The sequence below is a fragment of the Corynebacterium sp. LK2537 genome, assembly GCF_040946485.1.
Classification (GTDB): domain Bacteria; phylum Actinomycetota; class Actinomycetes; order Mycobacteriales; family Mycobacteriaceae; genus Corynebacterium.
Genome location: NZ_JAYWLQ010000005.1, coordinates 115,045 through 140,520, shown reverse-complemented (window position 1 = coordinate 140,520; position 25,476 = coordinate 115,045). Strand labels below are relative to the sequence as shown.

32 protein-coding genes are annotated in these 25,476 nt (G+C 64.9%); 24 read left to right on the top strand and 8 right to left on the bottom strand.

All coding sequences use genetic code 11. The annotated features are described in order from the left end of the window. Positions 1-319 precede the first annotated feature (319 nt). Genes rplN through rplE form a run of 3 tightly spaced genes read left to right on the top strand, consistent with a single transcriptional unit; the run spans position 320 to position 1,561 of the window. Entirely contained in the window at positions 320-688 is a 369-nt protein-coding gene (gene rplN, locus VVS03_RS08230; protein WP_070768203.1) for a 50S ribosomal protein L14, read from the top strand. 4 nt (positions 689-692) lie between these two features. Further along, the gene (gene rplX, locus VVS03_RS08225) at positions 693-1,007 is read left to right on the top strand and encodes a 50S ribosomal protein L24 (protein ID WP_368534260.1); all 315 of its coding nucleotides are present in this window, start codon (positions 693-695) and stop codon (positions 1,005-1,007) included. A 2-nt stretch (positions 1,008-1,009) separates the two neighbouring features. Continuing rightward, on the top strand, positions 1,010-1,561 hold the full coding sequence (gene rplE, locus VVS03_RS08220) for a 50S ribosomal protein L5 (protein ID WP_070768205.1): 552 nt from the start codon (positions 1,010-1,012) through the stop codon (positions 1,559-1,561). A gap of 337 nt (positions 1,562-1,898) precedes the next feature. On the opposite strand, the gene VVS03_RS08215 is transcribed toward rplE, so the two are convergent. Both VVS03_RS08215 and VVS03_RS08210 read right to left on the bottom strand, forming a co-directional pair. Continuing rightward, positions 1,899-2,942 (bottom strand): hypothetical protein, encoded by a 1,044-nt coding sequence (locus VVS03_RS08215; RefSeq protein ID WP_368534660.1) that lies wholly within the window; start codon positions 2,940-2,942, stop codon positions 1,899-1,901. Positions 2,943-3,312: 370 nt separating this feature from the next. Next, positions 3,313-4,302 (bottom strand): hypothetical protein, encoded by a 990-nt coding sequence (locus VVS03_RS08210; protein WP_368534659.1) that lies wholly within the window; start codon positions 4,300-4,302, stop codon positions 3,313-3,315. A 235-nt stretch (positions 4,303-4,537) separates the two neighbouring features. Here VVS03_RS08210 and VVS03_RS08205 point away from each other — a divergent pair, with 235 nt between their 5' ends. Continuing rightward, complete coding sequence (locus tag VVS03_RS08205; protein WP_368521358.1) at positions 4,538-5,323, top strand: formate/nitrite transporter family protein; 786 nt, start codon at positions 4,538-4,540, stop codon at positions 5,321-5,323. Positions 5,324-5,465: 142 nt separating this feature from the next. On the opposite strand, the gene fdhD is transcribed toward VVS03_RS08205, so the two are convergent. After that, positions 5,466-6,305, bottom strand: coding sequence for a formate dehydrogenase accessory sulfurtransferase FdhD (fdhD, locus tag VVS03_RS08200; protein WP_368534263.1), 840 nt, complete (start codon positions 6,303-6,305; stop codon positions 5,466-5,468). A gap of 69 nt (positions 6,306-6,374) precedes the next feature. Then, positions 6,375-6,647 (bottom strand): DUF6457 domain-containing protein, encoded by a 273-nt coding sequence (locus tag VVS03_RS08195; RefSeq protein WP_368534264.1) that lies wholly within the window; start codon positions 6,645-6,647, stop codon positions 6,375-6,377. Positions 6,648-7,147: 500 nt separating this feature from the next. Between VVS03_RS08195 and rpsH the strand changes: the two genes are divergently transcribed. The 6 genes from rpsH to rplO are packed head-to-tail and all read left to right on the top strand — an operon-like array spanning position 7,148 to position 9,788. Then, on the top strand, positions 7,148-7,531 hold the full coding sequence (gene rpsH, locus VVS03_RS08190; RefSeq protein ID WP_368520787.1) for a 30S ribosomal protein S8: 384 nt from the start codon (positions 7,148-7,150) through the stop codon (positions 7,529-7,531). Positions 7,532-7,545: 14 nt separating this feature from the next. After that, complete coding sequence (rplF, locus tag VVS03_RS08185) at positions 7,546-8,082, top strand: 50S ribosomal protein L6 (protein ID WP_368520788.1); 537 nt, start codon at positions 7,546-7,548, stop codon at positions 8,080-8,082. Between the two features lie 3 nt (positions 8,083-8,085). Then, entirely contained in the window at positions 8,086-8,487 is a 402-nt protein-coding gene (gene rplR / locus VVS03_RS08180; protein WP_070768213.1) for a 50S ribosomal protein L18, read from the top strand. 34 nt (positions 8,488-8,521) lie between these two features. Beyond that, a complete protein-coding gene (gene rpsE, locus VVS03_RS08175) occupies positions 8,522-9,142 on the top strand; it encodes a 30S ribosomal protein S5 (RefSeq protein WP_070768214.1) in 621 nt (206 codons plus the stop codon). A 3-nt stretch (positions 9,143-9,145) separates the two neighbouring features. Beyond that, positions 9,146-9,331: a 50S ribosomal protein L30 gene (rpmD, locus tag VVS03_RS08170; RefSeq protein ID WP_290224733.1), complete on the top strand. Its 186-nt coding sequence runs from the start codon at positions 9,146-9,148 to the stop codon at positions 9,329-9,331. Positions 9,332-9,338: 7 nt separating this feature from the next. After that, positions 9,339-9,788: a 50S ribosomal protein L15 gene (rplO, locus tag VVS03_RS08165; RefSeq protein WP_070768216.1), complete on the top strand. Its 450-nt coding sequence runs from the start codon at positions 9,339-9,341 to the stop codon at positions 9,786-9,788. A gap of 143 nt (positions 9,789-9,931) precedes the next feature. Here the strand turns inward: rplO and VVS03_RS08160 are convergent, their stop codons facing one another. Genes VVS03_RS08160 through VVS03_RS08150 form a run of 3 tightly spaced genes read right to left on the bottom strand, consistent with a single transcriptional unit; the run spans position 9,932 to position 12,273 of the window. After that, a complete protein-coding gene (locus VVS03_RS08160) occupies positions 9,932-10,099 on the bottom strand; it encodes a hypothetical protein (protein WP_368534265.1) in 168 nt (55 codons plus the stop codon). A gap of 48 nt (positions 10,100-10,147) precedes the next feature. Next, a complete protein-coding gene (locus VVS03_RS08155; protein WP_368534266.1) occupies positions 10,148-11,590 on the bottom strand; it encodes an FtsX-like permease family protein in 1,443 nt (480 codons plus the stop codon). Continuing rightward, positions 11,587-12,273, bottom strand: a complete 687-nt coding sequence (locus VVS03_RS08150) for an ABC transporter ATP-binding protein (RefSeq protein ID WP_368534267.1) — start codon at positions 12,271-12,273, stop codon at positions 11,587-11,589. Before VVS03_RS08150 ends, VVS03_RS08155 begins: the two co-directional genes overlap by 4 nt. A 198-nt stretch (positions 12,274-12,471) precedes the next feature. Between VVS03_RS08150 and VVS03_RS08145 the strand changes: the two genes are divergently transcribed. The 14 genes from VVS03_RS08145 (at position 12,472) to eccB (ending at position 24,348) form a co-directional block, all read left to right on the top strand. Next, positions 12,472-13,113, top strand: a complete 642-nt coding sequence (locus VVS03_RS08145; RefSeq protein ID WP_409338394.1) for a sensor histidine kinase — start codon at positions 12,472-12,474, stop codon at positions 13,111-13,113. Next, positions 13,113-13,778: a response regulator gene (locus VVS03_RS08140; protein ID WP_368520793.1), complete on the top strand. Its 666-nt coding sequence runs from the start codon at positions 13,113-13,115 to the stop codon at positions 13,776-13,778. Before VVS03_RS08145 ends, VVS03_RS08140 begins: the two co-directional genes overlap by 1 nt. Before the next feature lie 258 nt (positions 13,779-14,036). Then, on the top strand, positions 14,037-15,362 hold the full coding sequence (gene secY / locus VVS03_RS08135; protein ID WP_070768220.1) for a preprotein translocase subunit SecY: 1,326 nt from the start codon (positions 14,037-14,039) through the stop codon (positions 15,360-15,362). Continuing rightward, on the top strand, positions 15,362-15,907 hold the full coding sequence (locus VVS03_RS08130; RefSeq protein ID WP_368520794.1) for an adenylate kinase: 546 nt from the start codon (positions 15,362-15,364) through the stop codon (positions 15,905-15,907). The genes secY and VVS03_RS08130 overlap by 1 nt, the downstream gene beginning before the upstream one ends. 16 nt (positions 15,908-15,923) lie before the next feature. Next, positions 15,924-16,721 carry a type I methionyl aminopeptidase gene (map, locus tag VVS03_RS08125; RefSeq protein WP_368534325.1) on the top strand — a complete coding sequence of 266 codons (798 nt, stop codon included), beginning with the start codon at positions 15,924-15,926 and terminating at the stop codon, positions 16,719-16,721. A 153-nt stretch (positions 16,722-16,874) separates the two neighbouring features. Next, positions 16,875-17,735: a L,D-transpeptidase gene (locus VVS03_RS08120; protein ID WP_368520795.1), complete on the top strand. Its 861-nt coding sequence runs from the start codon at positions 16,875-16,877 to the stop codon at positions 17,733-17,735. A gap of 256 nt (positions 17,736-17,991) precedes the next feature. After that, complete coding sequence (infA, locus tag VVS03_RS08115; RefSeq protein ID WP_004566852.1) at positions 17,992-18,210, top strand: translation initiation factor IF-1; 219 nt, start codon at positions 17,992-17,994, stop codon at positions 18,208-18,210. A 182-nt stretch (positions 18,211-18,392) separates the two neighbouring features. Further along, complete coding sequence (rpsM, locus tag VVS03_RS08110) at positions 18,393-18,761, top strand: 30S ribosomal protein S13 (RefSeq protein WP_296202787.1); 369 nt, start codon at positions 18,393-18,395, stop codon at positions 18,759-18,761. A gap of 3 nt (positions 18,762-18,764) precedes the next feature. Further along, the gene (rpsK, locus tag VVS03_RS08105) at positions 18,765-19,169 is read left to right on the top strand and encodes a 30S ribosomal protein S11 (RefSeq protein ID WP_070768225.1); all 405 of its coding nucleotides are present in this window, start codon (positions 18,765-18,767) and stop codon (positions 19,167-19,169) included. 23 nt (positions 19,170-19,192) lie between these two features. Further along, entirely contained in the window at positions 19,193-19,798 is a 606-nt protein-coding gene (rpsD, locus tag VVS03_RS08100; RefSeq protein ID WP_070768226.1) for a 30S ribosomal protein S4, read from the top strand. Positions 19,799-19,864: 66 nt separating this feature from the next. Continuing rightward, entirely contained in the window at positions 19,865-20,875 is a 1,011-nt protein-coding gene (locus tag VVS03_RS08095) for a DNA-directed RNA polymerase subunit alpha (RefSeq protein WP_070768227.1), read from the top strand. 64 nt (positions 20,876-20,939) lie between these two features. Next, positions 20,940-21,476 carry a 50S ribosomal protein L17 gene (gene rplQ / locus VVS03_RS08090; protein WP_368534269.1) on the top strand — a complete coding sequence of 179 codons (537 nt, stop codon included), beginning with the start codon at positions 20,940-20,942 and terminating at the stop codon, positions 21,474-21,476. Between the two features lie 538 nt (positions 21,477-22,014). Next, positions 22,015-22,941, top strand: a complete 927-nt coding sequence (gene truA / locus VVS03_RS08085) for a tRNA pseudouridine(38-40) synthase TruA (RefSeq protein ID WP_368534270.1) — start codon at positions 22,015-22,017, stop codon at positions 22,939-22,941. Between the two features lie 114 nt (positions 22,942-23,055). Further along, positions 23,056-24,348: a type VII secretion protein EccB gene (gene eccB / locus VVS03_RS08080; RefSeq protein ID WP_368534271.1), complete on the top strand. Its 1,293-nt coding sequence runs from the start codon at positions 23,056-23,058 to the stop codon at positions 24,346-24,348. Here eccB and VVS03_RS08075 read toward each other — a convergent pair. Further along, positions 24,342-25,469, bottom strand: a complete 1,128-nt coding sequence (locus VVS03_RS08075; protein ID WP_368534272.1) for a S8 family serine peptidase — start codon at positions 25,467-25,469, stop codon at positions 24,342-24,344. The genes eccB and VVS03_RS08075 overlap by 7 nt on opposite strands. Positions 25,470-25,476 lie beyond the last annotated feature (7 nt).

Here is a 25,476-nt window from a genome sequence, read left to right as displayed (position 1 = left end):
TTTCGCGATTAAGCGATTTAAGCCCGCAGCAACCATCTGGTTGGCTGCGGGCTTTTTGCATAGGCCAGCCGCCGCACCAGCGCAAACGCCCCGGCGGCGTGTTGGAGAATGAAAAGATCAGGGATTTGAGTTAAGGGGCCGGCATGTGGTTGAATATTAGGGTTGCTAAAAGCTTGGTCGGCGCGCGGTGCGTTCCGAACCGCAGCCCGAGACCCCTCGACATGTTCGTTGTAAGGCTTTAGCTCCAATCATGTAAGTAGACCAGGTGTGGCAAGGACGGAAATCTTGTCGCACGTTAATCCAGGTCAGGAGACCCATAGTGATTCAGCAAGAATCGCGCCTGCGCGTCGCCGATAACTCGGGTGCACGAGAGCTGCTCGTCATCCGTCCTCTCGGCGGCTCCGTACGTCGCTTCGCTGGCATCGGTGACGTTGTCGTCGCTACTGTCAAGGAAGCCGTACCAGGCGGAAACGTTAAAGAAGGTGACGTCGTCAAGGCCGTCATCGTCCGTGCCAAGAAGGAAACCCGTCGTCCGGACGGCTCCTACATCCGCTTTGATGAGAACGCTGCTGTCATCCTGAAGGGTGAGAGCGAGCCCCGCGGTACCCGTATCTTCGGGCCGGTTGCTCGTGAGCTGCGTGACAAGCGCTTCATGCGCATCGTTTCTCTCGCCCCGGAGGTGATCTAGTCTTATGAAGATTCATAAGGGAGATATGGTCGTTGTCATCTCGGGCCCGGACAAGGGCGCCCAGGGCAAGGTCATCGAGGCATACCCGAAGCGCGAGAAGGTCCTCGTCGAGGGCGTCAACCGCATCAAGAAGCACGTCGCCAACTCCGCTAACGAGCGCGGTGCTGAGTCCGGCGGAATCGTGACCCAGGAGGCTCCGATCCACGTGTCCAACGTTGCGATCCTGGACTCCGAGGGCAAGCCGACCCGCGTGGGCTACCGTTTCGACGAAAACGGCAAGAAGGTCCGTATCGCGCGTAGCAACGGGAAGGACATCTAAACATGAGCGAGAACTACACCCCGCGCCTGAAGGCGCGCTACCGCGACGAAATCAAGAACACCCTCAACGAGGAGTTCCACTACGACAACGTCATGCAGATTCCGGGCGTGACCAAGGTTGTCGTCAACATGGGCGTCGGCGACGCTGCCCGTGACTCCAAGCTGATCAACGGTGCACTGGAAGACCTGGCCCTGATTACCGGCCAGAAGCCGCAGCTGCGCCGCGCACGCAAGTCCATCGCAAACTTCAAGCTGCGTGAGGGCATGCCGATCGGCGCCCGCGTCACCCTGCGTGGCGACCGCATGTGGGAGTTCCTGGACCGCCTGCTGACCATCGCGCTGCCGCGTATTCGCGACTTCCGCGGTCTGTCTGATCAGCAGTTCGACGGCCACGGCAACTACACCTTCGGCCTGTCCGAGCAGTCCATGTTCTACGAGATCGACATCGACAAGATCGATCGCCCACGTGGTATGGACATCACCGTCGTCACCACCGCTACCAACGATGACGAGGGCCGCAAGCTCCTGCGCGAGCTGGGCTTCCCGTTCAAGTAAGGTAGCTAGCCGAGTTCTCAGCCGAACCAAGGCTAGGAACTCGGGCTAAGCAAGAACCCCGGCCGGTACTCAAACGAAGTACCGGCCGGGGTTCTTCTATGTCTTCTTCTTTGTTGTCTCTGTCTCGTTCTTTAGTTGAGGCCCTCATCCCACTGCGGCATTTCGTCGTAACCTGTGCGCTCGACGGTGTATACGCGGTATGATGTCCGTAGGTAGAGAGCTTCATAGCCGCCCGCCGGGCGCTAGTGGCTGCTTACGAGCGCTGGGCTGGGCAGAGAAAAGCTCCCGTAGCCACGTTGGTGGTTACGGGAGCTTTAGTGTTTTCGGCTTCGCGCTATTAGGCGAAGAACTTGCGGCGGGCCACGAAGGCGGCGGCGCCCGCCATGGCGACGACGGCCAGGGCGATGAGGCCGCGTGCCACGGTGTTGGAGCCGGTCTCAGCGGCCATACCGCGCGGGGCGGTGGCGGTGTCCTGGGCGGTGCCGACACCCTGGGCGCCGGCGCCGGCGTAGGCGGCCTCGTCCAGCTTGCCGCCCTGGGCGATGACCTCGTCCTTGTTAGCGGCCAGGAGCTCCTCGGAGGCAGCCTTTTCTTCTGCGGTCGGCTGCTCGTTCACGCGGGCCTTGTCCTGGGTGTAGGTCTTGCCGTCCTGCATCAGGTACCAGGTCACGCCGCCGATGATGAGGGCTGCCGGCAGGGCCAGCCAAGCCAGCTTGGAGTAGTCTTTTTCTTCCTCCGCCTGCTGCTTGTTGTACTCGGCCAGCATGGCATCGGAAGCAGCGCGCATCTCGTCGGTGATCGGCTCGTTGACCTTGGCCGGGTCGTCGACGTAGACGCTCTTGTCCTGGGTGGACTGGTACCAGGTCACGCCGTCCTTATGGGTGATTTCTGCCGGAAGCGGGATACCTTCGTTGTCGCCGTGCTCCAAGCGGGCGGCGCGGTTGTCCAGCATGGCCTGAGAAGCAGCGCGCATCTCGTCGGTGATCGGCTCGTTGACCTTGGCCGGGTCGTCGACGTAGACGCCCTTGTCCTGGGTGGATTGGTACCAGGTGGTGCCCTCTTCCTCAATGGTGGCCGGGGCCGGGATGCCCTCGTTTCCCTCGGGGGTGCCTTCCTCGCCGGTGTCACCTGCTTCGCCTTCAGAGGTGAAGCCGTTTTCTTCGCGCCACGCATTCAGGGCGTTGTCGAGCTCCGCGCCGGTCAGTTCGGTGGCATCCTCGCCGAAACCGGAGGTGTACTTGCCGTCGGCGTTCTTGTAGTACTCCGTGCCGTCGACGGTGAGCGTCATCGGGTTTTCCTGGGCCTGAGCCACGACGGTGCCGCCCAGGGTAAGAGCTGCGGCCATAACGCCGGCGGTCAGGGTGCGGGTGAGCTTCTGCATGAGAGGTTCTCCTTGAGAGTGATGGGACTAGGCGCCAAGTTCGAATAGGGGACCATGGCGCCATCGAAATTGAGATTAGCCCCAAGCGCACCTTTTGTCACAACAAGTAACAATTTTCTCATCAGTAACTTTGAGAGTGGCTCACTAATTTTGGCCCTAAAAGCGTAGACAGCGCGGCGGGTGCCTTAACGGGTGCTAGATGAAGTTCCAGCTTGGTGGAGGCTCGAACAGTTTTCGGCGTGGCGAAGTGCTATCTTTCCGGCGAAAAGGTATTATTTAGGACTCGCGATTTTCGCTGGGGGTAGGTTTCGGGGGTATAGACAACTGTGCTGGGGCAGTGCCGCGGGCGGGCCTCGGGCCCCAGTTTGCTCTAGAGCGTGGCCGGCTCCTTGCCCGGGTAGGGCACGGGTTGAACCTCGTCCGGGGAGACCTGGTCCGGCGCATCACTGCCGGCGTCGGGGCTGACCACGGATTCCAGCTGCCAGCCCACGACCGCGTTGCGGACAGCCGGCTGCCACAGGTTAGCGGGCTGGATGCAGCTGATGGTCAAAAGGCGCCCGGGCTGGGGGCCGTCGCCCCACACGGAGGCATCGTCAGCCAGACCGCCCTTGTCGGGATCGTGGAGGTCGGTGGCTGTATAGACCAGCCAGTCGTCGCCGGAGGCTGCCGTGCGCAGGTAGAGCTTGTCGCCCACGTTGATGCGGTGCTCGTCGCTGCCGCCGTCGTAGAGGTTGTCGAAGACCCCGGGCACGCCCGCGCCGGTGTGGCCGGCGACCACCACGAGGTCCTCGGCGGTGGTGCCGGGTAGGGAATAGGGGCGGTTATCTGCGGTATACGTGCACGCGGTGTCCATGTTCTCCGGATCGATGGCGCCGTCCTTAACCCGGCAGGGCTCCGCGTCGAAATTGGCGTGAATACCTACCGCCGGAACATACATCTCCTGCGCCGGCGACGGGGCGATAGCCGGGGCCTCGCCCGCGTGGGCCGACAGCTGCGGGGCCTGGGTGATTTCCTCCGGGGTATCGACGGTGCGCTGGATGGAGAAGATAAGCGCGACCGTAGCTACCACGCCGACGGCGACGCGGACCGCGCCGTTGTTGGACCACGCGCGGAGCAGTCTGGGACCGGCAGTGCTTTCGGCGGTGTCTACCTGGGTGCTCGCCGGCGTAGCCGCGGGCGCCTCCTGTTGCGGGAAGGCCAAAGGGTGTTGCTGCGGGGTGGCATCCGTGCGCCGGCGGGGACGGCGGCGGGGGCCGTCGGCCTCCGGTCGGGGGCGGGTAGCGGAGCGGGAATCTGGGCGGGCGGCATCGCCCCGGGCCTGCAAGGCGGCCCAGGCACTGGTGTGTGGGTGGCTCGGCATCGAGGTGGCTCCGAAAAGGGATAGGGCGGGGAGAGGGGAAGGAGTCCGCCGGCCGGGCCAGCGGAACGAATATACACAACCATAGTGCCTGGAGTGACTGGAGTTGCAAAAGACACGGTTGGGGTGTCTGGAAAATCTTTGCGCCCTGATTATGTAAGTGCTGGAAATAGTCTTAAAATTTTATGCGTACTAGGCCCGCGTGGCCCCTTCCGCGTAACCGCAGTAAAGGAAATCAATGTCGTTGAATGATTCGGCCGCCGCGGCCGTCAATAAGAAAGTGACCCTGCTGGATAAGTCCTTCAGCAGGTTCGCGGGCCGCTCCACCCTGGCGGGCGTCTACCTGACCGTGGGCACCGCCTTCGCGGGCGTCGTGGGCAACGCCGTGGAGCAGCTCGCGCCCGGCCTGGGCACCCCGGTCTTCGCCATGCTCTTCGGCCTGGGCCTGTTCGCCATCGTGGTGCTCGGCGCTGACCTGGCCACCGGCAACATGATGTACATGGTCTACGGCGCGGTCAACAAGCAGGTCTCGTGGGGTAAGGGTCTCTGGCTGCTTATCGTCACGACCTTCTTCAACCTGGTGGGCGTGATTCTTTTCGCCGCGGCCATGGGCATGTCGGCGAAATTCTCCGGGATGGACCCCAGCCACCTCATCGTCACCCTGTCCGAGGGCAAGCTGACCAAGTCCCCGCAGGGCATGTTCGTCGAGGCCATCCTGGCCAACTTCGTGGTCAACATGGCCATCGTGGGCGGCATCTTCGCCAAGGAGGTCGTCTCCAAGTTCTTTATGATCGTGCCCATCATCGCCTGCTTCGTGGGCCTGGGCCTCGAGCACGTTATTGCTAACTTCTGCCTCTTCCTGCTCACCGCCTTCGGCTCGGATCCGCTCCCGGCTGCGCTGACCATCGGCAACGTCGCGCTCAACTGGACCCTGGTCTGGCTGGGCAACCTGGTCGGCGGCGGCTTCCTCATCGGCGGCGTCTACGCCTGGCTGAACAACGGCCCCGAGGAATACCGCGACTAATCCCTGCCAGGGACAAGGACTCTCGGGCCTTTTGGCTCCGCGAATCTCCCAATTTCGGGGAGTTCTCACCTGCTGAGGACGAGGCCCGCTGGGTATGTGCCCGGCGGGCCTTTGGTGATCTGGTGGTGCGTGTGCGGGGCGTTTAACCCCGCGAGCGGTCCAGCTGGCCGGAGTACAGGTTAAAGCGGTTGCCGCGGGCGAAGCCGACCAGTGCCATGCCGGCCTCGCGGGCGGTCTCGACGGCAAGGGAGGAGGCGGCGGAGACCGCAATCAGCGCGGGGAAGCCGGCCATGGCGGCCTTTTGCACCAGCTCGAAAGAGGCGCGGGAGCTAACCACTAGCACCAGGTCGTGGGCGGGTAGGCGGCCTTCTAGCAGCAGGTGTCCGATGACCTTGTCGGCGGCGTTGTGACGGCCGATGTCCTCGCGCACGACGACCGGCTCCCCGTCCATGGTGAAGGCGGCCGCGGCGTGGATGCCGCCGGTCTTTTTGAACTGTTTTTGGTGCTCGCGCAGCCGGTCCGGGATGGTTGCGATGAGCTGCGGGTCCACGTCCCAGTGGGGGATGGGGTAGGGCAGCTTGTGCTGGAGCTGCTCGATGGAGGAAGTACCGCAGACCCCGCACGCGGAGGTGGTCAGCCCCAGGCGCAGATCCGATAGCTCGATGACGTTCTGACGCGCCAGTTCCACGTCCAGCAGGTTGTAGGTGTTCTCGCCGTTGACGGTCGATCCGGCGCAGTAGCGCGCGGTCGTCACGTCGGCGGCGGCCCGGATGTGGCCCTCCGAGTGGAGGAAGCCGTGGGCCAGCTCCACGTCGTGGCCCGGGGTGCGCATGGTGGTGGTAATAGTCTGTCCGTCCACGCGGATCTCCAGCGGTTCCTCGCCCGCGACGGTATCGGCCCGGGTGTCGACCTGGGTGAGCTGGCCGTCGTCGTCAAGGCGCACGCGGGTGACGGCAAAGCGGGCGTTAACCCTGTTGGACACTAATCCTCCTGGTCTGGGGTGGTCGGTCTGACCTGGCTTGCTGTGGGCTTGGCCGTGGCGGCCGGCTTGCTACTGCTCGGCGATCTGGGCGCGCAGCTTCTCGATGTACTGGCGGGCCTCGTCGGTGTCCTTAGAGGCCAAACCCACCAGGAACGCGGTTAGCGGTGCGGCCGGGCGGGAGCGGTTGTGGGCGACGTCGGCGGTCAGGTCGAGCAATTCCTTGGTCAGGGCGGTGGCATCCGCCTGGTCGAGGCCCAGGTGGCCGGCGGCCTCGACGAGCCAGGCGTGGGCGGACTGCATGGGTTCCTGGTTGTTATCGATCTTCTTCGCATCATCAGACATGGGACCCAGTTTAGGCCCCCGCGCAAAAGGAGGCGTTGGTGCTGGTGAATGGGCAAGTGGGAGACTGCTCGAATTCTGCGGCGGGGCGGCGGGAGGGGCGCGGGGAGGCCCCGCGGGCGGCGAAGAAATCGTGAGCAGGAGAAATTTTACAAACGCCCTGCTGGTTGGGTACACTGACCCGTTGGAATAGCGTCCGTCGGGGGTTTTGAACCCCTGACCTGCTCGGCAGTACCCAATGGGTGCCGCGGAGCCGTGATTTTTTCGGCGCCTTCCAGGTAAGAATTGAACATCAACTTTGTTGTAGGCCCCTCGCCGATAAAGCGGACCGTGTCTGTATCAAAGGGTGGCGAGCGCCTCGCGGTATTGACCGCGGGGAGCGTGAGTGGCCCGAAATCACACGGAAAACGCGCGTGGTGAGTCCAGTCGAACGGGCAGGCAGTCTCTGCCTGTCGCGCGGCTGGGATGGGAACCGCAACGAGAAAGGTAACGGTCGTTTAACCATGACCATGACTGATCCTATCGCCGACATGCTGTCGCGCGTGCGCAACGCAAACCATGCGCACCACGACACCGTGTCGATGCCGACCTCCAAGATCAAGGTCAACATTGCTGAGATCTTGAAGCAGGAAGGCTACATCGCTGACTACTCTGTCGAGGACCGCGAGCTGTCCCTCGAGCTTAAGTACAACAACCGTGAGCGCTCCCTGTCCGGTCTGCGCCGCGTGTCTAAGCCGGGTCTGCGTGTGTATGCAAAGTCCACCAACCTGCCGAAGGTCCTTGGCGGCCTAGGCGTGGCTATCATCTCCACGTCCCACGGTCTGCTGACCGATCGTCAGGCTCAGGAGAAGGGCGTAGGCGGAGAAGTTCTCGCCTACGTCTGGTAAGGGAGGTATGACACATGTCTCGAGTCGGTCTAGCACCCATCGCCGTTAAGAGCGGCGTCGAAACCAAGATCAACGGACAGACCATCGAGGTTAAGGGCCCGAAGGGCACCCTGACCGTCGAGGTCCCGGAGCCGATCACCGTCGCCGTGGAGGACAACGAGATCCGCGTTTCCCGCCCGGATGATCACCGCAAGCACCGTGCCCTGCACGGCCTGTCTCGTTCCCTCATCAACAACGCCGTTATCGGCGTGACCGATGGCTACACCATCAAGATGGAAATCTTCGGTGTCGGCTACCGCGTTCAGCAGAAGGGTTCGAACCTGGAGTTCAACTTGGGCTACTCCCACCCGATCCTCATTGAGGCTCCGGAGGGCATCAGCTTCGCAACTGATGGCGCCACCAAGTTCTCCATCACTGGCATTGACAAGCAAGCTGTCGGACAGATCGCCGCGAACATCCGCCGCCTGCGTAAGGACGATCCTTACAAGGGCAAGGGCATTCGTTACGAAGGCGAGCAGATCCGCCGCAAGGTCGGAAAGACGGGTAAGTAAGCAATGGCAAACACTGAAAACAACAAGCGCACTCCAGTCGGCAAGGACATCTCTAGCCGTCGTCGCGAGGCACGCGCCCGCCGTCACTTCCGTATCCGCAAGACCCTGCGCGGTACCCCGGAGGCACCGCGTCTGGTTCTCCACCGCTCTTCCCGCCACATGCACGTCCAGGTCATCGACGACCTGGCGGGCCACACCTTGGTCTCCGCGTCCACCATGGAAGCGGACATCCGCGCCCTCGAGGGCGACAAGAAGGCTAAGGCTTCCAAGGTGGGCGAGCTGATCGCAGAGCGCGCCAAGGCAGCTGGCATCGAGCAGGTTGTCTTCGACCGCGGTGGTTACAAGTACCACGGTCGCGTCGCAGCTCTGGCTGAGGCCGCACGTGAAGGCGGTCTGAAGTTCTAATGGTCAACGGAAACATCAACGGAAGGAACGCCTAATGTCGGACCGTGAACAGCGTGACGGCGGACGCTCCGCCGAGAACAAGAACAACAACCGCGGTGGCCACAACCGCCGCAACGATCGTCGTAACCAGGACAACGAGCGCGATAAGTACATCGAGCGCGTTGTGACCATCAACCGCGTCTCCAAGACCGTCAAGGGTGGCCGCAACATGTCGTTCACCGCTCTCGTGGTCGTTGGCGACGGCCAGGGCATGGTCGGCGTCGGCTACGGCAAGGCCAAGGAAGTCCCGGCTGCCATCCAGAAGGGTGCCGAGGAAGCTCGCAAGAACTTCTTCCGCGTCCCGATGATCGCCGGCACCATCACCCACCCGGTCGAGGGCCGCGACGCCGCCGGCATCGTCATGATGAAGCCGGCCGCCCCCGGTACCGGTGTCATCGCTGGTGGCGCTGCCCGCCCGGTGCTTGAGTGCGCCGGCGTGCAGGACATCCTGTCGAAGTCCCTGGGCTCCGACAACGCCCTCAACGTCGTCCGCGCTACCGTGGACGGCCTCAAGCAGCTGGTCCGCCCCGAGGAAGTTGCCGCTCGCCGCGGCAAGTCCGTCGAGGAGGTCACCCCGGCCCGTATGCTGCGCCGTCGCGCAGGTCAGGAGGCATAAACAATGGCTCTGAAGATTACTCAAATTAAGGGCCTGGTGGGCACCAAGCCGAACCACCGCGCCAACATTGAGGCCCTGGGCCTCAAGCGGATCGGTCAGTCCGTCGTTAAGCAGGACACCCCGGTCATCCGCGGCATGGTTAACAAGGTGCGTCACCTGGTCACCGTTGAAGAAGTGGCAGGGGAGTAGATAAATCATGGCTGATATCATCAAGCTGCACGATCTGCGCCCTTCCAAGGGTGCAAACAAGGCTAAGACCCGCGTCGGCCGCGGTGAAGCTTCCAAGGGTAAGACCGCCGGCCGCGGTACCAAGGGTACTAAGGCACGTAAGCAGGTTTCGGCCGCTTTCGAGGGTGGCCAAATGCCCATCCACATGCGTCTGCCGAAGCTCAAGGGCTTCCGCAACCCGAACAAGGTCGATTACCAGGTGGTCAACGTGTCCGACCTGGCCAAGGCCTTCCCGAACGGCGGCGACGTCACTGTCGCAGACATCGTCTCCGCCGGCCTGGTCCGCGCTAAGCAGCCGGTCAAGGTCCTGGGCAACGGTGAAATCAGCGTCAAGCTGAACGTCACCGCTGACAAGTTCTCCAAGTCCGCTGTGGAGAAGATCGAGGCCGCCGGTGGCTCCACCACCGCGACCAAGTAAGTCTTTTTAAGACCTACTAAATAAAATCCCACCGCCGGGTTCCCGCTTGAGGGAGACCGGCGGTGGGATTTTTCTATGCGTTGTATGCCACTCGAGCGCTCAACGCGTTGGAGCGGCAAGCGCCAGGTGAGCGGCGCGCTAGGTTACTTGGATTCTTCGGAGGCCGGCACGGACGGCTCGGTGGAGGAGACGTCGTGCTCGTTCTCGCTGCGCGAAGAGTCGTCGCAGGCGGTGGCGCCGCCCACGGCGAGCAGCGCGGTCAGGGTGACGGCCGCCAGGCGGCGGGTGGGCTGAAACTTAGTGGTAGCCATAGATAGAATTCCTTCCTTTAACGGCTAACGGTTGTCTAAGCAGCCACCCTAGTCGTTTTTGCGGGTGGCGTGGCGGGCTACCCGATTCCGAAGGGGGATAACGGCGATAAATGCCACGGCCACGACCAGCCAGCCGGCGCCCAGCAGGATCCCGGCGTTGGCCAGGCGCGGGGCGATCTCTAGATCCCCGGCGCGGTAGAGCATCACCAGGCCGATGAGCGCGCCCCAGGTAAATCCGAGCAGGCTGACAGATACGAGGGGAGCGAAGATTTCGTAGGCGGCCACGCGGGTGAGGAAGCCCGGGCGCAGCCCCATCAGCCGGAGGCTGCGGGTCAGGTCAGCGTTGGCGAAGACCTCGTGCGCCTGGCCCTGCAGGATGGACATCGCCATGATGCAGAAGCCGAAGGAGATGGTCAGGATGATCCCGGTAAAGACGTCGTGGAAAATGATGGAGGTCTCCGGGTTCTCCCGCAGCGACTGGCTCAGGTCGTCGTCGCCGAAGGGGGAGACGATCATATGCCCGGCCAAGAGGCCGAAGAGCGCGCTCGGGGCGACCCGCCGCCAGGCCGCCCGGGCCCCAGTGGCCACGCGGCGGGAGGCGATGAAGTTTGCATTAGAGCCCAACATACCCGCCACCCAGGCGCTGACCTGGAGGAAGAGCGGGGCGATGAGGCTCAGAGTGCCGATGAGCAGAAAGAGAAAAGCGGCGATGGCGAGCATAGCCCCCAGGCTGGCAAAAAAGTCGAACTGATTGATTCCTACCAGCAGGCCGACGGCGAGCACCAGGAAGGCCACGGCGCGCCACCAGCGCAGGGCGCGGGGCATCTGGCGGCGGGCTACCCCTAGCGGGCTCACCGCGACCCGCTGCATGCCGGCCAGGGCGGCGGCCAGCGCCAAGACGATGAGAGCGGAGCCGACGGCCAGGTAGCCCCACCACGGCAGGTAGAGCTCGGCCGGGGAGAGGGGAATCCCCATAAAGGTCAGGCTGGCAAAGGCCGGGACCAGCAGCGCGCTGATAAACGCCCCGAGAACCGTGCCGACCACCGCGTTGATGCCCGTCTCCAGCACCGTCATGCGGGTGATGTCGCGGGCGCTGAGCCCGACCAGCCGCAGGGCCGCCAGCCGCCGCTCCCGCCCGGCGGCGCTGGTCACGGCGGCCTGGGAGATCAGGCTAAACAGGGCAGGTACGAGGAAGGCGCAAGCAATCAGCGCCAAGACCGTCCAGGTGTGGGCGTCCATGCCCGGCTGGGAGGTGTCCAAGCCGGCCTGGAGGTGAGCGTTTTCGCCCCGGCGGTAGAACATATACGTCCCGCCGGCGACGAGGAAAGCGATGGTCGCGCCCACCGTCAGCGAGCCGAGCGAGAGCAGAGTCAGGGTGCCGGTGCCGGTGCGGAAGGACACGGAGGCCCGGAACAGCTGCAGCGTCAGGCCGCCGACGGAGGCGCGCACCGGCGCGGAACGGGCGGTCAAGGAAGCGGTGGGAGTGCTCATCGGGCGGCCCCCAGCCGGCGGTCGTCGTGGATGATGCCGTCGCGCAGCTCGATGCGCCGGTCCAGCCAGTCGGCCACCTGCGCGTCGTGGGTGACCAGCACCAGGGTGGAGCCCTGCTGGCGCACCAGGGTGGTCAGCATTTGCATGACGTCGTGCCCGGTGGCCTGGTCGAGCGCCCCGGTCGGCTCGTCGGCGAAGATGACCGCGGGCTCGGTAGCCAGTGCGCGGGCGATGGCCACGCGCTGGGCCTGCCCGCCGGACAGCTGCCCGGGGCGGCGGTCGGCGAACTCGCCCAGGCCCAGCTGGTCCAGCAGGTGGACGGCGCGGCGCCGGGCCTTCCGGCGGGAGGTGCCGGTCAGGGTTGCCGGCAGCGCGATATTCTCCGCGGCGGTCAGCTCCGGTAGGAGCTGCCCGTCCTGGAAGACGAAGCCGAAGGAGCTAAGGCGCAGGTGCGAGCGGTCGCCGTCGTTGAGCTCGGTCAGGTCGGTCGTTCCGAAGTGGACGCGGCCGGTGGTGGGGAAAAGGACCCCGGACATGCAGTGCAGGAGGGTGGACTTGCCGGAGCCGGACGGGCCCATGATGGCGGCGGTTTCACCCGGGGAAAGCTCCAGGGTGATGCCGGAGAGGACATCGTTGCCGCCAAAATTCTTGGTGACGTCGTTGAGTTTCAATGTGGTGGTCATGTCTACCTATTCAACGTAGGAAAACGCCGGCGCAGAAGCGGGGTGGAACTAGATTTCCAGGTAGGGCTGGCCCTACCCCCACCGAAAGCGCAGGCGTTAAAGTCTGTCAGTGTGAAACTCCCGTGGAAGCATAACCCGCGCGCGGCCTTTACCCCGGCGGCCACCGAGCGCGCGCAGGAGCGGGCACAAGCCCAGCGCTTGGCCGAGCTTACCCGCGCCCGCCGGGCGATCGCGGACGCCTACGAAGTCGAGCGCCAGCGCATAGAGCGGGATCTGCACGACGGCACCCAGCAGTACCTCGTGGCGGCCTCCATCAAGCTGGGAGAGGCCCTGCTAGACTTGGAGGGTACCGAGGCAGACCTGGTGCGCGCGGCCAAGGAGGACATCGAAAACGGGCTGGCCAGCCTGCGTGCGACCGTCCGCGGCATCCAGCCGCAGGTGCTCACGGACCGCGGGCTGGTGGCCGCGCTGAACGATGCCGCGGCGGGGCTGGGCCCGCACGTCGCCGTCCGCGCCCCGCACCCGTTGCCGGATCTGCAACCCAGCATTTTGGCGGCCGCCTATTTCTTCGCCACCGAGGCCATGACCAATGCCTCCAAGCACGCCCCGGGCGCGGCGGTCAGTGTCCTGGTCACCGCCGACGCCAACCTGCGCATCACCGTGGTGGACGAGGGCCCGGGCGGGGCCGAGCTAACTGCAGGCTGTGGCCTGGCCGGGATGCGCGAGCGGTTGGCGGCTTTCGGCGGCAGGCTGGAGCTGACCTCGCCGGCGGGCGGGCCCACGCGGGTGGCGGCGGTCATTCCGTTGCTGTTGGAACGAGGAGAAACGGGGATCGGATAATGCGGATTGTTATCGCGGATGATTCCGCGCTGCTGCGCGAGGGCGTGGCCGGGCTGCTAGAGCGCCGCGGCCACCGCGTCGTCGGCCAGGCTAGCGACGCCGACCAGCTGGTCGGCCTGGTGCGTGAGCTGGCCGCCGCCGGCCAACTCCCCGAAGTCTTAATCACGGACGTGCGGATGCCGCCGCGCATGGCCGACGACGGCCTGCGGACCGCGGTGAGCCTACGGCAGGAGTTTCCCGGCCTGGCGGTGGTGGTCTTGAGCCAGTACGTGGCCCCGGCCTATGCCGTGGAGCTTTTTGATAACACGGACGGCGGGACCGGCTACCTGCTCAAGGACCGGGTGTCGGAAGTGGCGGACTTCCTTAAGTCCCTGGACACGGTAGCCGCCGGCGGCGTGGTCATCGACCCGACGGTGGCGCAGGCGCTGATGAACTCGGCGCGCAGCGGCATCGGCGAGCTCACCCCGCGGGAGCGAGAGGTCTTGGAGCTGATGTCCTGCGGGCTGTCGAACCGGGAGATCGAGAACCAGCTGTTCCTATCGACCGCGGCGGTGGGCAAACATGTGAGCAATATCTTCCTGAAGCTGCGCTTGGACCCGGCGGAGGAAAACCGGCGGGTCAAGGCCATCTTGCGCTATCTCGCGCAGCGCCAGCTGCCCGGCTAAGGCGAGCCTAATCGCGTTTAGGTCGCTGCTATTGGGGCTAATGCTTTTGGGGCTGGTAGGGTAATGGGGTCAAAACTGTTCATCCCACCCGGAGGGCTAACCAGGCTGCCTTTACCGCGCGCGCCGCGGGCGGCGGCCTGGCGTTGCCCAGCGGGTCAAATGAGTATCCACCTCGAGGCAGTAGAAGGGCACCGGCACGCGTGAGACGCGGGCGGTATTTTTCTGCGCACGCCCTCGGTAGGCCAGGAGGATTGTGTAGTGTCCGCCATTATTCAGGCATTTAAGGACGCCGATCTGCGCAAGAAGATCATCTTTACGATCGTGATGATCATTGCGTACCGCATCGGCGCGCAGATCCCGTCCCCGGGCGTCGACTACGGCGCCATCGCGGGCCGTCTGCGCGACCTGACGGAAGAATCCGGCAACCTGTACTCCGTCATCAACCTGTTCTCGGGTGGCGCGCTGCTGCAGCTGTCGATCTTCGCCATCGGCATCATGCCGTACATTACGGCCTCCATTATCGTGCAGCTGCTGACCGTGGTCATCCCGCACTTCGAGCAGCTGAAGAAGGAAGGCCAGTCCGGGCAGACCAAGATGACGCAGTACACCCGCTACCTCACCGTGGCGCTGGCGCTGCTGCAGTCCTCCGGCATCGTCGCCCTGGCCGACCGTCAGCAGCTGCTGGGCCAGGGCGTGGAGGTCCTGGTTCCGGACCGCAACATCTTCGACCTGGTGGTGCTGGTGCTGGTGATGACCTCCGGCGCCGTGCTCGTGATGTGGATGGGCGAGCTGATTACCGAAAAGGGTATCGGTAACGGCATGTCCCTGATGATCTTCGCAGGTATCGCGACCCGTCTGCCTACCGACGGCATGAACATCCTGCAGAACAACGGCGGCCTGGTCTTCGCCATGATCGTCGCCGGCGTCATCGTCCTGGTCATCGGCATCACCTTCATCGAGCAGGGCCAGCGCCGCATCCCGGTCCAGTACGCCAAGCGCATGGTGGGCCGCCGCCAGTACGGTGGTTCCTCCACCTACCTGCCGCTGAAGGTCAACCAGGCCGGCGTTATCCCGGTGATCTTCGCCTCCTCGCTGATTTACATGCCGGTGCTGATCACCCAGATCGTCAACTCCAACAACGCGGTCACCCCGGACAACTGGTGGCAGCGCAACGTCATCTCCTGGCTGCAGAGCCCGGCGTCCTGGCAGTACATCGTGCTCTACTTCGTGCTGACCATCTTCTTCGCCTACTTCTACGTTTCGGTTCAGTACGATCCGGCGGAGCAAGCGGATAATATGAAGAAGTACGGTGGCTTCATTCCGGGCATCCGCCCCGGCCGCCCGACGGCCGAGTACCTGGGCTACGTGATGAACCGCCTGCTGTTCGTGGGCGCTGCCTACCTGGGTATCATTGCTATCCTGCCGAACATCCTGCTGGACTTCGGCGTGGGGCACTCCCAGGGCGGCGGCATGACCGCCTTCGGTGGTACCGCGATCTTGATTATGGTCTCTGTTGCCTTGACTACCGTCAAGCAGATTGAGTCCCAGCTTCTGCAATCGAACTACGAAGGACTGTTGAAATAATGCGTTACGTACTCCTTGGACCTCCCGGTGCCGGCAAGGGCACGCAGGCCGCTATTTTGAGCGAAAAGCTGGGCATCCCGCACATCTCCACCGGTGACCTCTTCCGCGCCAACATCGGCGAGGGCACCGAGCTAGGCAAGGAAGCCAAGTCCTACATGGACGCCGGTCAGCTCGTGCCGACCGACGTCACCGCCCGCATGGTCAAGGACCGCCTCGAGCAGGACGACGCCGCCAAGGGCTTCCTGCTGGACGGCTTCCCGCGCACCGTGGAGCAGGCCGACATCCTGACCCAGCTGCTGGCCGACAAGGGCCTGAAGCTGGACGGCGTGCTGAACTTCGAGGTTTCCGAGGACGTCGTGGTCGAGCGCATGCTGGCCCGCGGCCGCGCCGATGACACCGAGGACACCATCCGCACCCGCCTGGGCGTCTACCGCGATGAGACCTTCCCGCTCATCCAGCACTACGGCGACGCCATCATCCCGATCAAGGCCGAGGGCGAGGTCGAAGAGATTAACGCCCGCGCCATGGAAGCACTGGGGAAGTAGGTTAAGAGCCATTTCCATCTTCTCGCGCCGCAGCAAACGCATCCCCGCCCGCACCCCGGGTGAACTCGACGCCATGCAGGCGGCCGGCGAAATCGTCGGTCGCGCCCTGCAGGCCGTGCGCTTGGCTGCGGCGCCAGGCGTATCTACCCTCGAACTCGACGCCGTCGCGGAAGAACTCATCCGCGGCGCCGGCGCTCAGCCCACCTTCAAAGGTTACGAGGGCTTCCCGGGCTCCATCTGCGCCTCCGTGAACGACGTCATCGTCCACGGCATCCCGGATGAGGAGACGATCCTGGCCGAAGGTGACCTGGTCTCCATCGACTGCGGGGCCACCCTCGACGGCTGGGTGGGCGACAGCGCCTGGACTTTCCCTGTCGGCGAGGTCAGCGCGGAGGCCACCAAGCTGAACGATGCCACCGCCTGGGTCCTGTCCGAGGGGCTCAAGGCCATGGTGCCGGGCAACCGGCTGACCGACGCCTCCCACGCCCTCGAGCTGGCCACCTGGGCCGCCGAGGAGAAATTCGGCGTTGAGCTGTTCATCGTCGACGGCTACGGCGGCCACGGCATCGGCTGCACCATGCACGAGGAGCCCTACCTGGCCAACGAGGGCCGCCCGGGCCGCGGGCCCTATATCCAGGAAGGCTCCGTGCTGGCCATCGAGCCCATGCTCACGCTGGGCACCGAGGACTCCGTGGTCCTGGACGACGACTGGACCGTCATTACCGAGGACGGCTCGCTGGCCTCCCACTGGGAGCACACCGTCGCCGCCACCGCCGACGGCCCGCGCATCCTGACCCCGCGCTACGACAAGTAGCCCGGCTGCCTAGGGCCAAGCTCCCCAAACACTCCAAAAGCTCCCAGCGAGCGCGCGGCGACGCCGGGCGGGACAGGCCTGTGCGCGGCTACGATTTGGTAACGTTCACGCCCGGCTGGGAAATTCCTCGGCCAGAGGTCTATAATTTTCAGCATGTCGAAATTCCGCTTCAATGCCGTCCCCCTGGCTTTCCGTCGCGCCGCCTTAGCGCTGGCCGCCACGGTGGCCATGGCCGTCACCCTGATTGGTGGCGTGCCGAACGCCCACGCCCAGCAAATGCCGGACCCGACCCAACTGTCCTCCCAAGTTCAGCTGAACCAGGGCAGCTCCCAGCTGCCGAACATCGACCAGCTGTCCAAGCAGGTGCAGGAAGAAGCAGACAAGTTCTTCGGCGGTGCCCGCGAGCAGGCCTGGAACACCCGCAACCAGATGCTCAACGAGGTCAACAAGCTCAACCCGCAGGCCGCCAACGCCCTGCGCCCGGTCGTCGACAACGTCCTGAACGCTCTGTTCCCGGGCCTGGTGGCCCAGAAGCAGGCCGAGGCCAAGGCTGCCCGCGAGGCCGCCGCCCGCGCCCAGGCCGAGCAGGCCGCCCGCGAGAAGGCTGCCGCCGAAGCCGCTGCCCGCAAGGCGGAGCAGGAGCGCCAGCGCAACGCCTTCAACCGCGGCCCGTGCCCGGCCGACGCCGCCGTCTGCGTCGACCTGGACGGCCGCCGCACCTGGCTGCAGAAGAACGGCGATGTCACCTACGTCGCCCCGTCCATGGCCCCGGGCAAGACGGGCCAGGAGACCCCGCGTGGCACCTTCCACGTCAACCGTAAGATCAAGGACGAGATCTCCTACGAGTTCAACAACGCCCCGATGCCTTACGCCATCTACTTCACCAACAACGGCCACGCCTTCCACCTGGGCGACCCGGCCTACGACTCCGCTGGCTGCGTCCGCCTGCCGGACCAGGCTGCTATCCGTTACTTCAACGACCTGCAGATTGGTGACAAGGTCTTCATCTACTAAGCGAAGCTTCGACATCTGAAACTTCCCCGGCCCGCCCCGCCCGCCTCATCCAGGCGCGGGGCGGGCCTTTTTGGCGTCGCTAGCGCGCGGGCACCCAGCATGAACGTTAGGGGACGGGTTTGGAATTCGTGTCGTTAACGCGTATGCTCTTTGTTTGGTGTATGTGTGCGGAACTCTCCGCACGATAAACGCCAGGCAGTAGACAAATACATGCAGTCGCTTCGGCTAGTAGCCAGCGGCTAGAAAAGTTGAGGTTATGGCTAAGGAAGGCGCAATTGAGGTCGAGGGCCGCATCATCGAGCCCTTGCCGAATGCAATGTTTCGTGTCGAGCTTGACAACGGACACAAGGTTCTTGCCCACATTTCGGGCAAAATGCGTCAGCACTACATCCGCATCCTCCCTGAGGACCGGGTAGTTGTTGAGCTGTCTCCTTACGACCTGACCCGCGGACGCATCGTCTACCGCTACAAGTAAAGACAGTAAGCCTCCTTACCCAGGGGCGGCCGCAAGGTCGGTCGCCTTTTTCTACCTCAGGCCACGGTGGCTTGAGCCCCACCACAATTTCGCGCTGGCACCGGCACGGTCCGGGCAGCGCGCGAAATGGTAGGGGACGGGTAGGGAGAAAACCACCGTAAAAACCCGAAAGGACAAGCCACATGGCACGTCTAGCTGGTGTTGATCTCCCGCGCAACAAGCGCATGGAGATCGCTCTCACCTACATCTATGGCATCGGGCACACCCGTGCCAAGGCACTGCTGGAAAAGACCGGCATCTCTCCCGACCTGCGTACCGACAACCTGGATGATGACCAGCTGTCGGCACTGCGTGACGCGATCGAGGCTGAGTACAAGGTAGAAGGCGATCTGCGCCGCCAGGTACAGGCTGACATCCGCCGCAAGATTGAAATTGGCTGCTACCAGGGCCTGCGCCACCGTCGTGGCCTGCCGGTTCGTGGTCAGCGCACCAAGACCAATGCTCGTACTCGTAAGGGTCCGAAGAAGACGATCGCAGGAAAGAAGAAGTAATTCATGCCTCCAAAGACTCGTTCCGGCGCCCGCCGTTCCGGCCGTCGCGTCGTAAAGAAGAATGTGGCCCAGGGCCACGCGTACATCAAGTCCACCTTCAACAACACCATCGTCTCGATCACCGATCAGACCGGTGCTGTTATTTCCTGGGCATCCTCCGGTCACGTCGGCTTCAAGGGTTCCCGTAAGTCCACCCCGTTCGCAGCTCAGATGGCTGCCGAGTCCGCCGCCCGCAAGGCGATGGAGCACGGGATGAAGAAGGTTGACGTTTTCGTTAAGGGCCCGGGCTCGGGCCGCGAAACCGCAATCCGTTCGCTCCAGGCCGCCGGCCTGGAGGTGTCCTCGATCTCGGATGTGACTCCGCAGCCGCACAACGGCTGCCGTCCGCCGAAGCGTCGTCGCGTTTAAGGGAAGGAAGAGGTAACTAAACTATGGCTCGTTATACCGGCCCCGCTACCCGTGTATCCCGCCGTCTCCGCGTCGACCTGGTCGGCGGCGACATGGCGTTTGAGCGCCGCCCGTACCCCCCGGGACAGGCTGGCCGCAACCGCATCAAGGAATCCGAGTACTTGCTGCAGCTGCAGGAAAAGCAGAAGGCAAAGTACACCTACGGTGTCCTGGAGCGTCAGTTCCGTCGCTACTACGCAGAGGCCAACCGTCTGCCGGGCAAGACCGGTGACAACCTGGTCATCCTGCTGGAGTCCCGCCTGGACAACGTGGTCTACCGCGCTGGTCTGGCTCGCACCCGCCGCCAGGCCCGTCAGCTGGTCTCCCACGGCCACTTCACCGTCAACGGTAAGAACATCAACGTTCCGTCCTTCCGCGTGACGCAGTACGACATCATCGATGTCCGTGAGCGTTCCCAGAAGATGGAATGGTTCGAAGAGGCCCAGGATCGCCTGGCCGACGCCAACGTTCCGGCATGGCTGCAGGTCGTTCCGGAGACCCTGCGCATCCTCGTGCACCAGCTGCCCGAGCGCGCACAAATCGACATCCCGCTGCAGGAGCAGCTCATCGTCGAGCTTTACTCGAAGTAAACTTCGAAAAGTCATCTTTATCCCTCTACCGACGTCATATAGCGGGCGTCGAAAAGGAGAATTTCAATGCTCATTTCCCAGCGTCCTCAGCTCTCCGAGGAATTCATCGACTCGTCTCGTTCCAAGTTCGTCATCGAACCGCTCGAGCCGGGCTTCGGTTACACCCTCGGCAACTCCCTGCGTCGCACCTTGCTGTCGTCCATCCCGGGCGCGGCCGTGACCTCCGTCAAGATTGATGGCGTTCTCCACGAGTTCACCACCATCAACGGGGTCAAGGAAGACGTTTCCGAGATCATCCTGAACATCAAGGGCCTGGTACTGTCGTCGGACTCCGAGGAACCGGTCGTTATGTACCTGAGCAAGGAAGGCCCGGGCGAGGTCACCGCGGGCGACATTCAGCCGCCGGCCGGCGTGGAGATCCACAACCCGGATCTGCACATCGCCAGCCTGAATGACACCGCGAAGCTGGACATGGAGCTCGTCGTAGAGCGCGGCCGCGGCTACGTGCCGGCCGCCGCTACGTCTGGGGAAATCGGTCGCATCCCGGTCGACCAGATCTACTCCCCGGTCCTCAAGGTTTCGTACAAGGTCGAGGCAACTCGTGTTGAGCAGCGCACCGACTTTGACAAGCTGATCATCGACGTGGAGACCAAGAACTCCATCACCGCTCGCGACGCCCTGGCTTCCGCCGGTGGCACCCTGGTCGAGCTGTTCGGCTTGGCCCGCGAACTCAACACGGCCGCCGAGGGCATCGAGATCGGCCCGTCCCCGCAGGAGACGGAGTTCATCGCTGCCTACAGCAAGCCGATTGAGGACCTGAACTTCTCCGTTCGCTCCTACAACTGCCTGAAGCGCCAGGAAATCCACACCGTCGGTGAGCTCGCCGAGTGCACCGAGTCCGATCTGCTGGATATCCGCAACTTCGGTCAGAAGTCGATCAATGAGGTAAAGATCAAGCTGGCTAACCTGGGTCTGGCTCTGAAGGACACTCCGGAAGACTTCGACCCCACCCAGCTGGAAGGTTACGACGCTGAAACCGGTGACTTTAAGGATCCGGCTGCAGACGATTCCGAGTAAAGAAGCTAGTGCGCCGGCCCCGCCGGCTGCAGCGCTCATTTAAAACGCTAACGAGGAGTACATAATGCCTACCCCGAAGAAGGGTGCCCGTCTCGGCGGCTCCGCTGCCCAGCAAGCTCACCTGCTGAGCAACCTGGCAGTCAGCCTGTTCGAGCACGGCGCTATCAAGACCACCGATGCGAAGGCGAAGATGCTTCGTCCTTACGCTGAGAAGATCATCACCAAGGCCAAGTCCGGCTCCGTTGCCGACCGCCGCCAGGTTCTGAAGCTCATCCCGCACAAGCATGTTGTTGCTTACCTGTTTGATGAGCTGGCCCCGAAGTTCGCTAACCGCGACGGCGGCTACACCCGCACCATAAAGCTGGACAACCGTGCCGGCGACAACGCTCCGATGTCCCAGATCTCCCTGGTGACCGAGGAGACCGTCTCCGCCGAGGCTAACCGCGCCACCCGCGCTGCCGCCTCCAAGCAGGCTGAGGCCGAAGAGGCCGAGGCTGAAAAGGCCGAGGAGACCGCTGAGGAAGCTCCGGCTGAGGAGACTACCGAGGCTCCGGCCGAGGAGGCTTCCGCCGAGGCTGAGACCGAGGCTGAGGACAAGTAAGTCCTTCTCACTCAGTAGACCGCCCGTCCATTCCGCACCTGCGGTAAGGACGGGCGGTTTCTTTGTGCCGTGGTGGCCGCGCGCCTTGCGCGGGGATACCGCCCCGCGCGGGATAGGACCGCCCAGTGCACAAACCAGCGCGCCGTCCTTGACGGCGCCTGATACAACAACGAACCGCCGGCGGCCCGAAGGCTACCGGCGGTTCGCTGTCTCTGTCTCTCTAAGGTTCCCCAAGCTACGGCTTGAAAAGGAAAACTCCTCCGCGGCCGTTCAAGCCGCCTCTGCGAAGTCCACCCCGCTTTGGCTGTCACCAGCCGCCCTGCGGGGTGCAAGGACCATCTCTCAAATCCACACCAAGGAAAGTGGAAAACTTTCGCCTTCCCTTGGCGCCTGACAATTATTGTGACAGGTCAGTCTGTAAAGGCGCTGTTAATGCAGTTCTCACACATTCAGCTATCCCACATAATGCCCGCTAGGTGCCGAAAAATCCCTCCCAAAGATTTTTTTCCAACCCGGCGTGGGGGTAGCATGTGGGCCTATGAACCCTGCTGAGCACAGCCCCCAAGTCACCCCGGAGGAAACGCCGAACCCCGCGCCCGCGGCGAGCCTGCGGCGCGTGCGGCTGGACGTCGCCTACGACGGTACCGGCTTCCACGGGTGGGCCCGGCAGAAGCCGCAGCAGGGCAGCGAGCTGCGCACGGTCCAGGCGGTTATCGAGGACAACCTGACGATGATCCTGCGCCACCCGGTCGAACTGACCGTCGCTGGGCGCACCGACGCCGGGGTGCACGCGGCCGGCCAGGTCGCGCACTTCGATATCCCGGAGGATTGCTTGCAGCAACGCTCCATCGACGGGGATCCGGGCAAGCTGGTCCGCCGCCTGGCCAAGCTCCTGCCGGAGGATATCCGCGTCCACGACGTCGCCTTCGCCCCGGATGGCTTCGACGCGCGCTTTTCGGCCCTGCGGCGGCACTACGTCTACCGGGTGACCACCTCCCCGGCCGGGGCGCTGCCTCTGCGCCGGGCGGATACCGCGGTCTGGTCGAAGCCGGTGGACATCGACGCCATGCAGCAGGCCGCTAACCTCCTGGTGGGCCTGCACGACTTCGCGGCCTTTTGTAAGGCCAAGCCGCACGCCACCACCATCCGGGAACTGGAGAGCTTTACCTGGGAGGATATCTCAACCCCGACCGAGCCGAACCTGTACCAGGCGCACGTGGTCGCCGACGCGTTTTGCTGGTCCATGGTGCGCTCTCTGGTGGGCTGCTGCCTGGCGGTGGGGCAGGGGCGCCGGGACGTCGACTTCGCCACGGCGATGCTCGCGGAGAGTCAACGCTCCTCCCAGATCCCGGTCGCCCCGGCCAAGGGGCTGAGCCTGGTGGGCGTGGACTACCCGGCCCCGGAAGAGCTCTCCGCACGGGCGGAGGCCACCCGGGCCAAGCGCAGCGGTAGCGAGCTGGACTAAGCCCGGCTACCCTGACGGGCAGCGGCAGAGTTTTCTGGCTGCCGACGGTACGGTTTCTACAGCAGCGATGGGGTGTCGCTGGCTACCCAGGGGGGAAATTTTATGGCGCGTCCAGTGCCCACTACGAAAGCGCAAGTATCCGGCCACAAATTCCTGCGCAGGCGGGTAGAGCACGGCCTGGTCATGGGGGATATCCGCATGATCCATGACCCGCTGTCCACCCGCCGGCGGGCGCTTATCTTCGGGCTTATCGCCGTGGTGCTGGTGGGCATAGGCTCGGCCCTGCTGGCCTGGCTGCAGCCGGAGCCCAACCCCGGCGAGGCGCCCATCGTGGAATCGGCGGACAAGCAGCTCTTCGTGCTCGTCGACGGCACCTACCACCCGGTTTCCAATTTGGCCTCGGCCCGCATCATCGCCGGCGAGCCGGCGGAACCGGCCCGCATCGGCACCCAGCACCTAGACGACGCGCAGCTGGGCGTGCCCCTGGGGATTGCGGACGCGCCCGGCTTTATCGCCGCCTCCGGCACCGAAAACGCGGTGGAGTGGTTGGCCTGCTTCGCCGGCGCGGACGCGGCGGAAACCCCCGGCTTCGTCATCACCATCGACGCCGCCCGCGAGTTCAGCGCCGGCGACATCGTGGTAACCGCCAACCAGGGCCACGAGCTCCTCGACGGGCGGGCCGCGTGGGTGGAAACGGAGGGCACGGACTGGCTGGTGGACGTGCAGGGCCGGCGCGAAATCCCTCCGGCGGAGACGACGGAAGGGCGGATAATCCGGCGCGCCCTGGGCGTGGACGCGGACACCTTCCGCTGGGAGCTGCCCGCGGAGATGCTCAACGCTTTCCGGGTGCTGCCCGCCGTCGAATTCCCGGACCCGCTGCCGGCCGTCATCGACACCGGCACCGGGGACCAGGGGCTGTGGGCCCGGACGGACCAGGGAGTCTTCGCGCTAACCGAGCCGCAGGCCGGCGCCTTGGTCGATGCCGGCGCGGATCTGCAGCGCCTGAGCCACGAGGAGGTCGCCGCCCTGCCCGATGCCCCGGCGGCGCAGGAGGCCTTCAGCCTGCCCGAAGCCGCGCCTGAGTTCATCGACCCGGCCCACGGCTGGCTGTGCGCGACGGCCGCCGGCCGCGGGGCAGCCGCCCCGCCACAGGAGGGGACTATCGAACTGTCCGGCTCGGCCGTGGCCGACCGCTTCAGCGGCTTGCCCCAGGGCGGGCTGGGGCTAAGTTCCGAGCACGGCTTCCACCTGGTCACCGCGCACGGCCTGCGGCACTCCGTGGAGGACGAGGCCACGCTGGAGGCCCTGGGCACGAGCACCGGGGCGCATGCGCCCTGGCAGATCCTCCGGCTGTTGCCGGGCGGCAGCCAGCTCAGCCGGGAGGAAGCGCTGAAGGCCAGCTACTGAGCGCGCCCGCGCCGGAGGGTGGCCCAACCCAGGGCCGCCACTAACGCGGTGCCGGCCAGGCCGAGCAGCACCAGCTGCGCCCGCCGGGTGGCCGGACGGATGGCGTCCTCGCCCGCGGCCACGGCCAGCGCCCGTTCTTCCTCGGCGTAATCGGCCGGGCGCGCGCCCACGGCCGCCAAGGGATCCACGCCGCCGTGGGCGGGCTCGGCCGCCTGCGCCAGCAGCGCGCGGATGTCTGCGGCACTGGCACCCGGATGGACCTCCCGCAGCAGTGCCGCGGTGCCGGCGACGGTCGGCGCGGCGAAGCTGGTGCCCGTGAACTCGCGCTGCGGGCCAGTCCCATCGGCCGCCACGACGGCCCGGGCCCAGCCCTGCCCGTCGGGGCTTAACCCCAGCGGCACCGAGCCCGGCGCGGACAGCGCCAGGCCGGAGTCGGGCTGCGGGATGGAATATTCCGCACGGACCTGCGGGCCAGCCAGCGCGCCCACGGAGACGACCGTGGCGGCATGGGCCGGGTAGACGGTATGGCCCGGCTCGCAGGAATCACCGGCGTTGCCGGCGGCGGCGACCACCACGGTCCCGGCGGCCTCGGCACGCTCTAGGGCGGCGTCGAGCCGGCTGGTGTCCACGCTGGTGCCGGCGGGCAGGCAGGAGACCACCGAGATGTTGATCACGTCGGCCTCCGCGTCCACGGCCGCCTCGATGGCCTCGGCCAGCGTATCCAGGTCGCCGGCCGCAGCGTCCTCCTGCCCGCCGTCCCCGCCGGCGGCGCGGTAGTGCGCCGAGGTCTGCCGGATGGATAGCACCCGGGCGCCGGGGGCCAGACCGGTATCGGCCGCGGCGATGACCCCGGCGACCACGGTCCCGTGGGCGTCGCAGTCCTCGAGCGGGTTCGGTTCCTCCGGGTCGACGAAGTCGGGGCCCGGATCCAGCTGGCCCAGCTGCGGGTGCGGGTGGACGCCGGTGTCGATGACCACCACGGTCACCCCGTCCCCGGTGGCCTGGGCGTGCAGGCGGGCGCGGTAGTCGGCCTGCTCGGCGGTCGGGGCGGGGACCTCCTCGGTGGGTACTGCCACCGCGCAGGCGGTGTCCGGCTCCGCCGCGGCGGCTATGGGAGCCACACCCGCG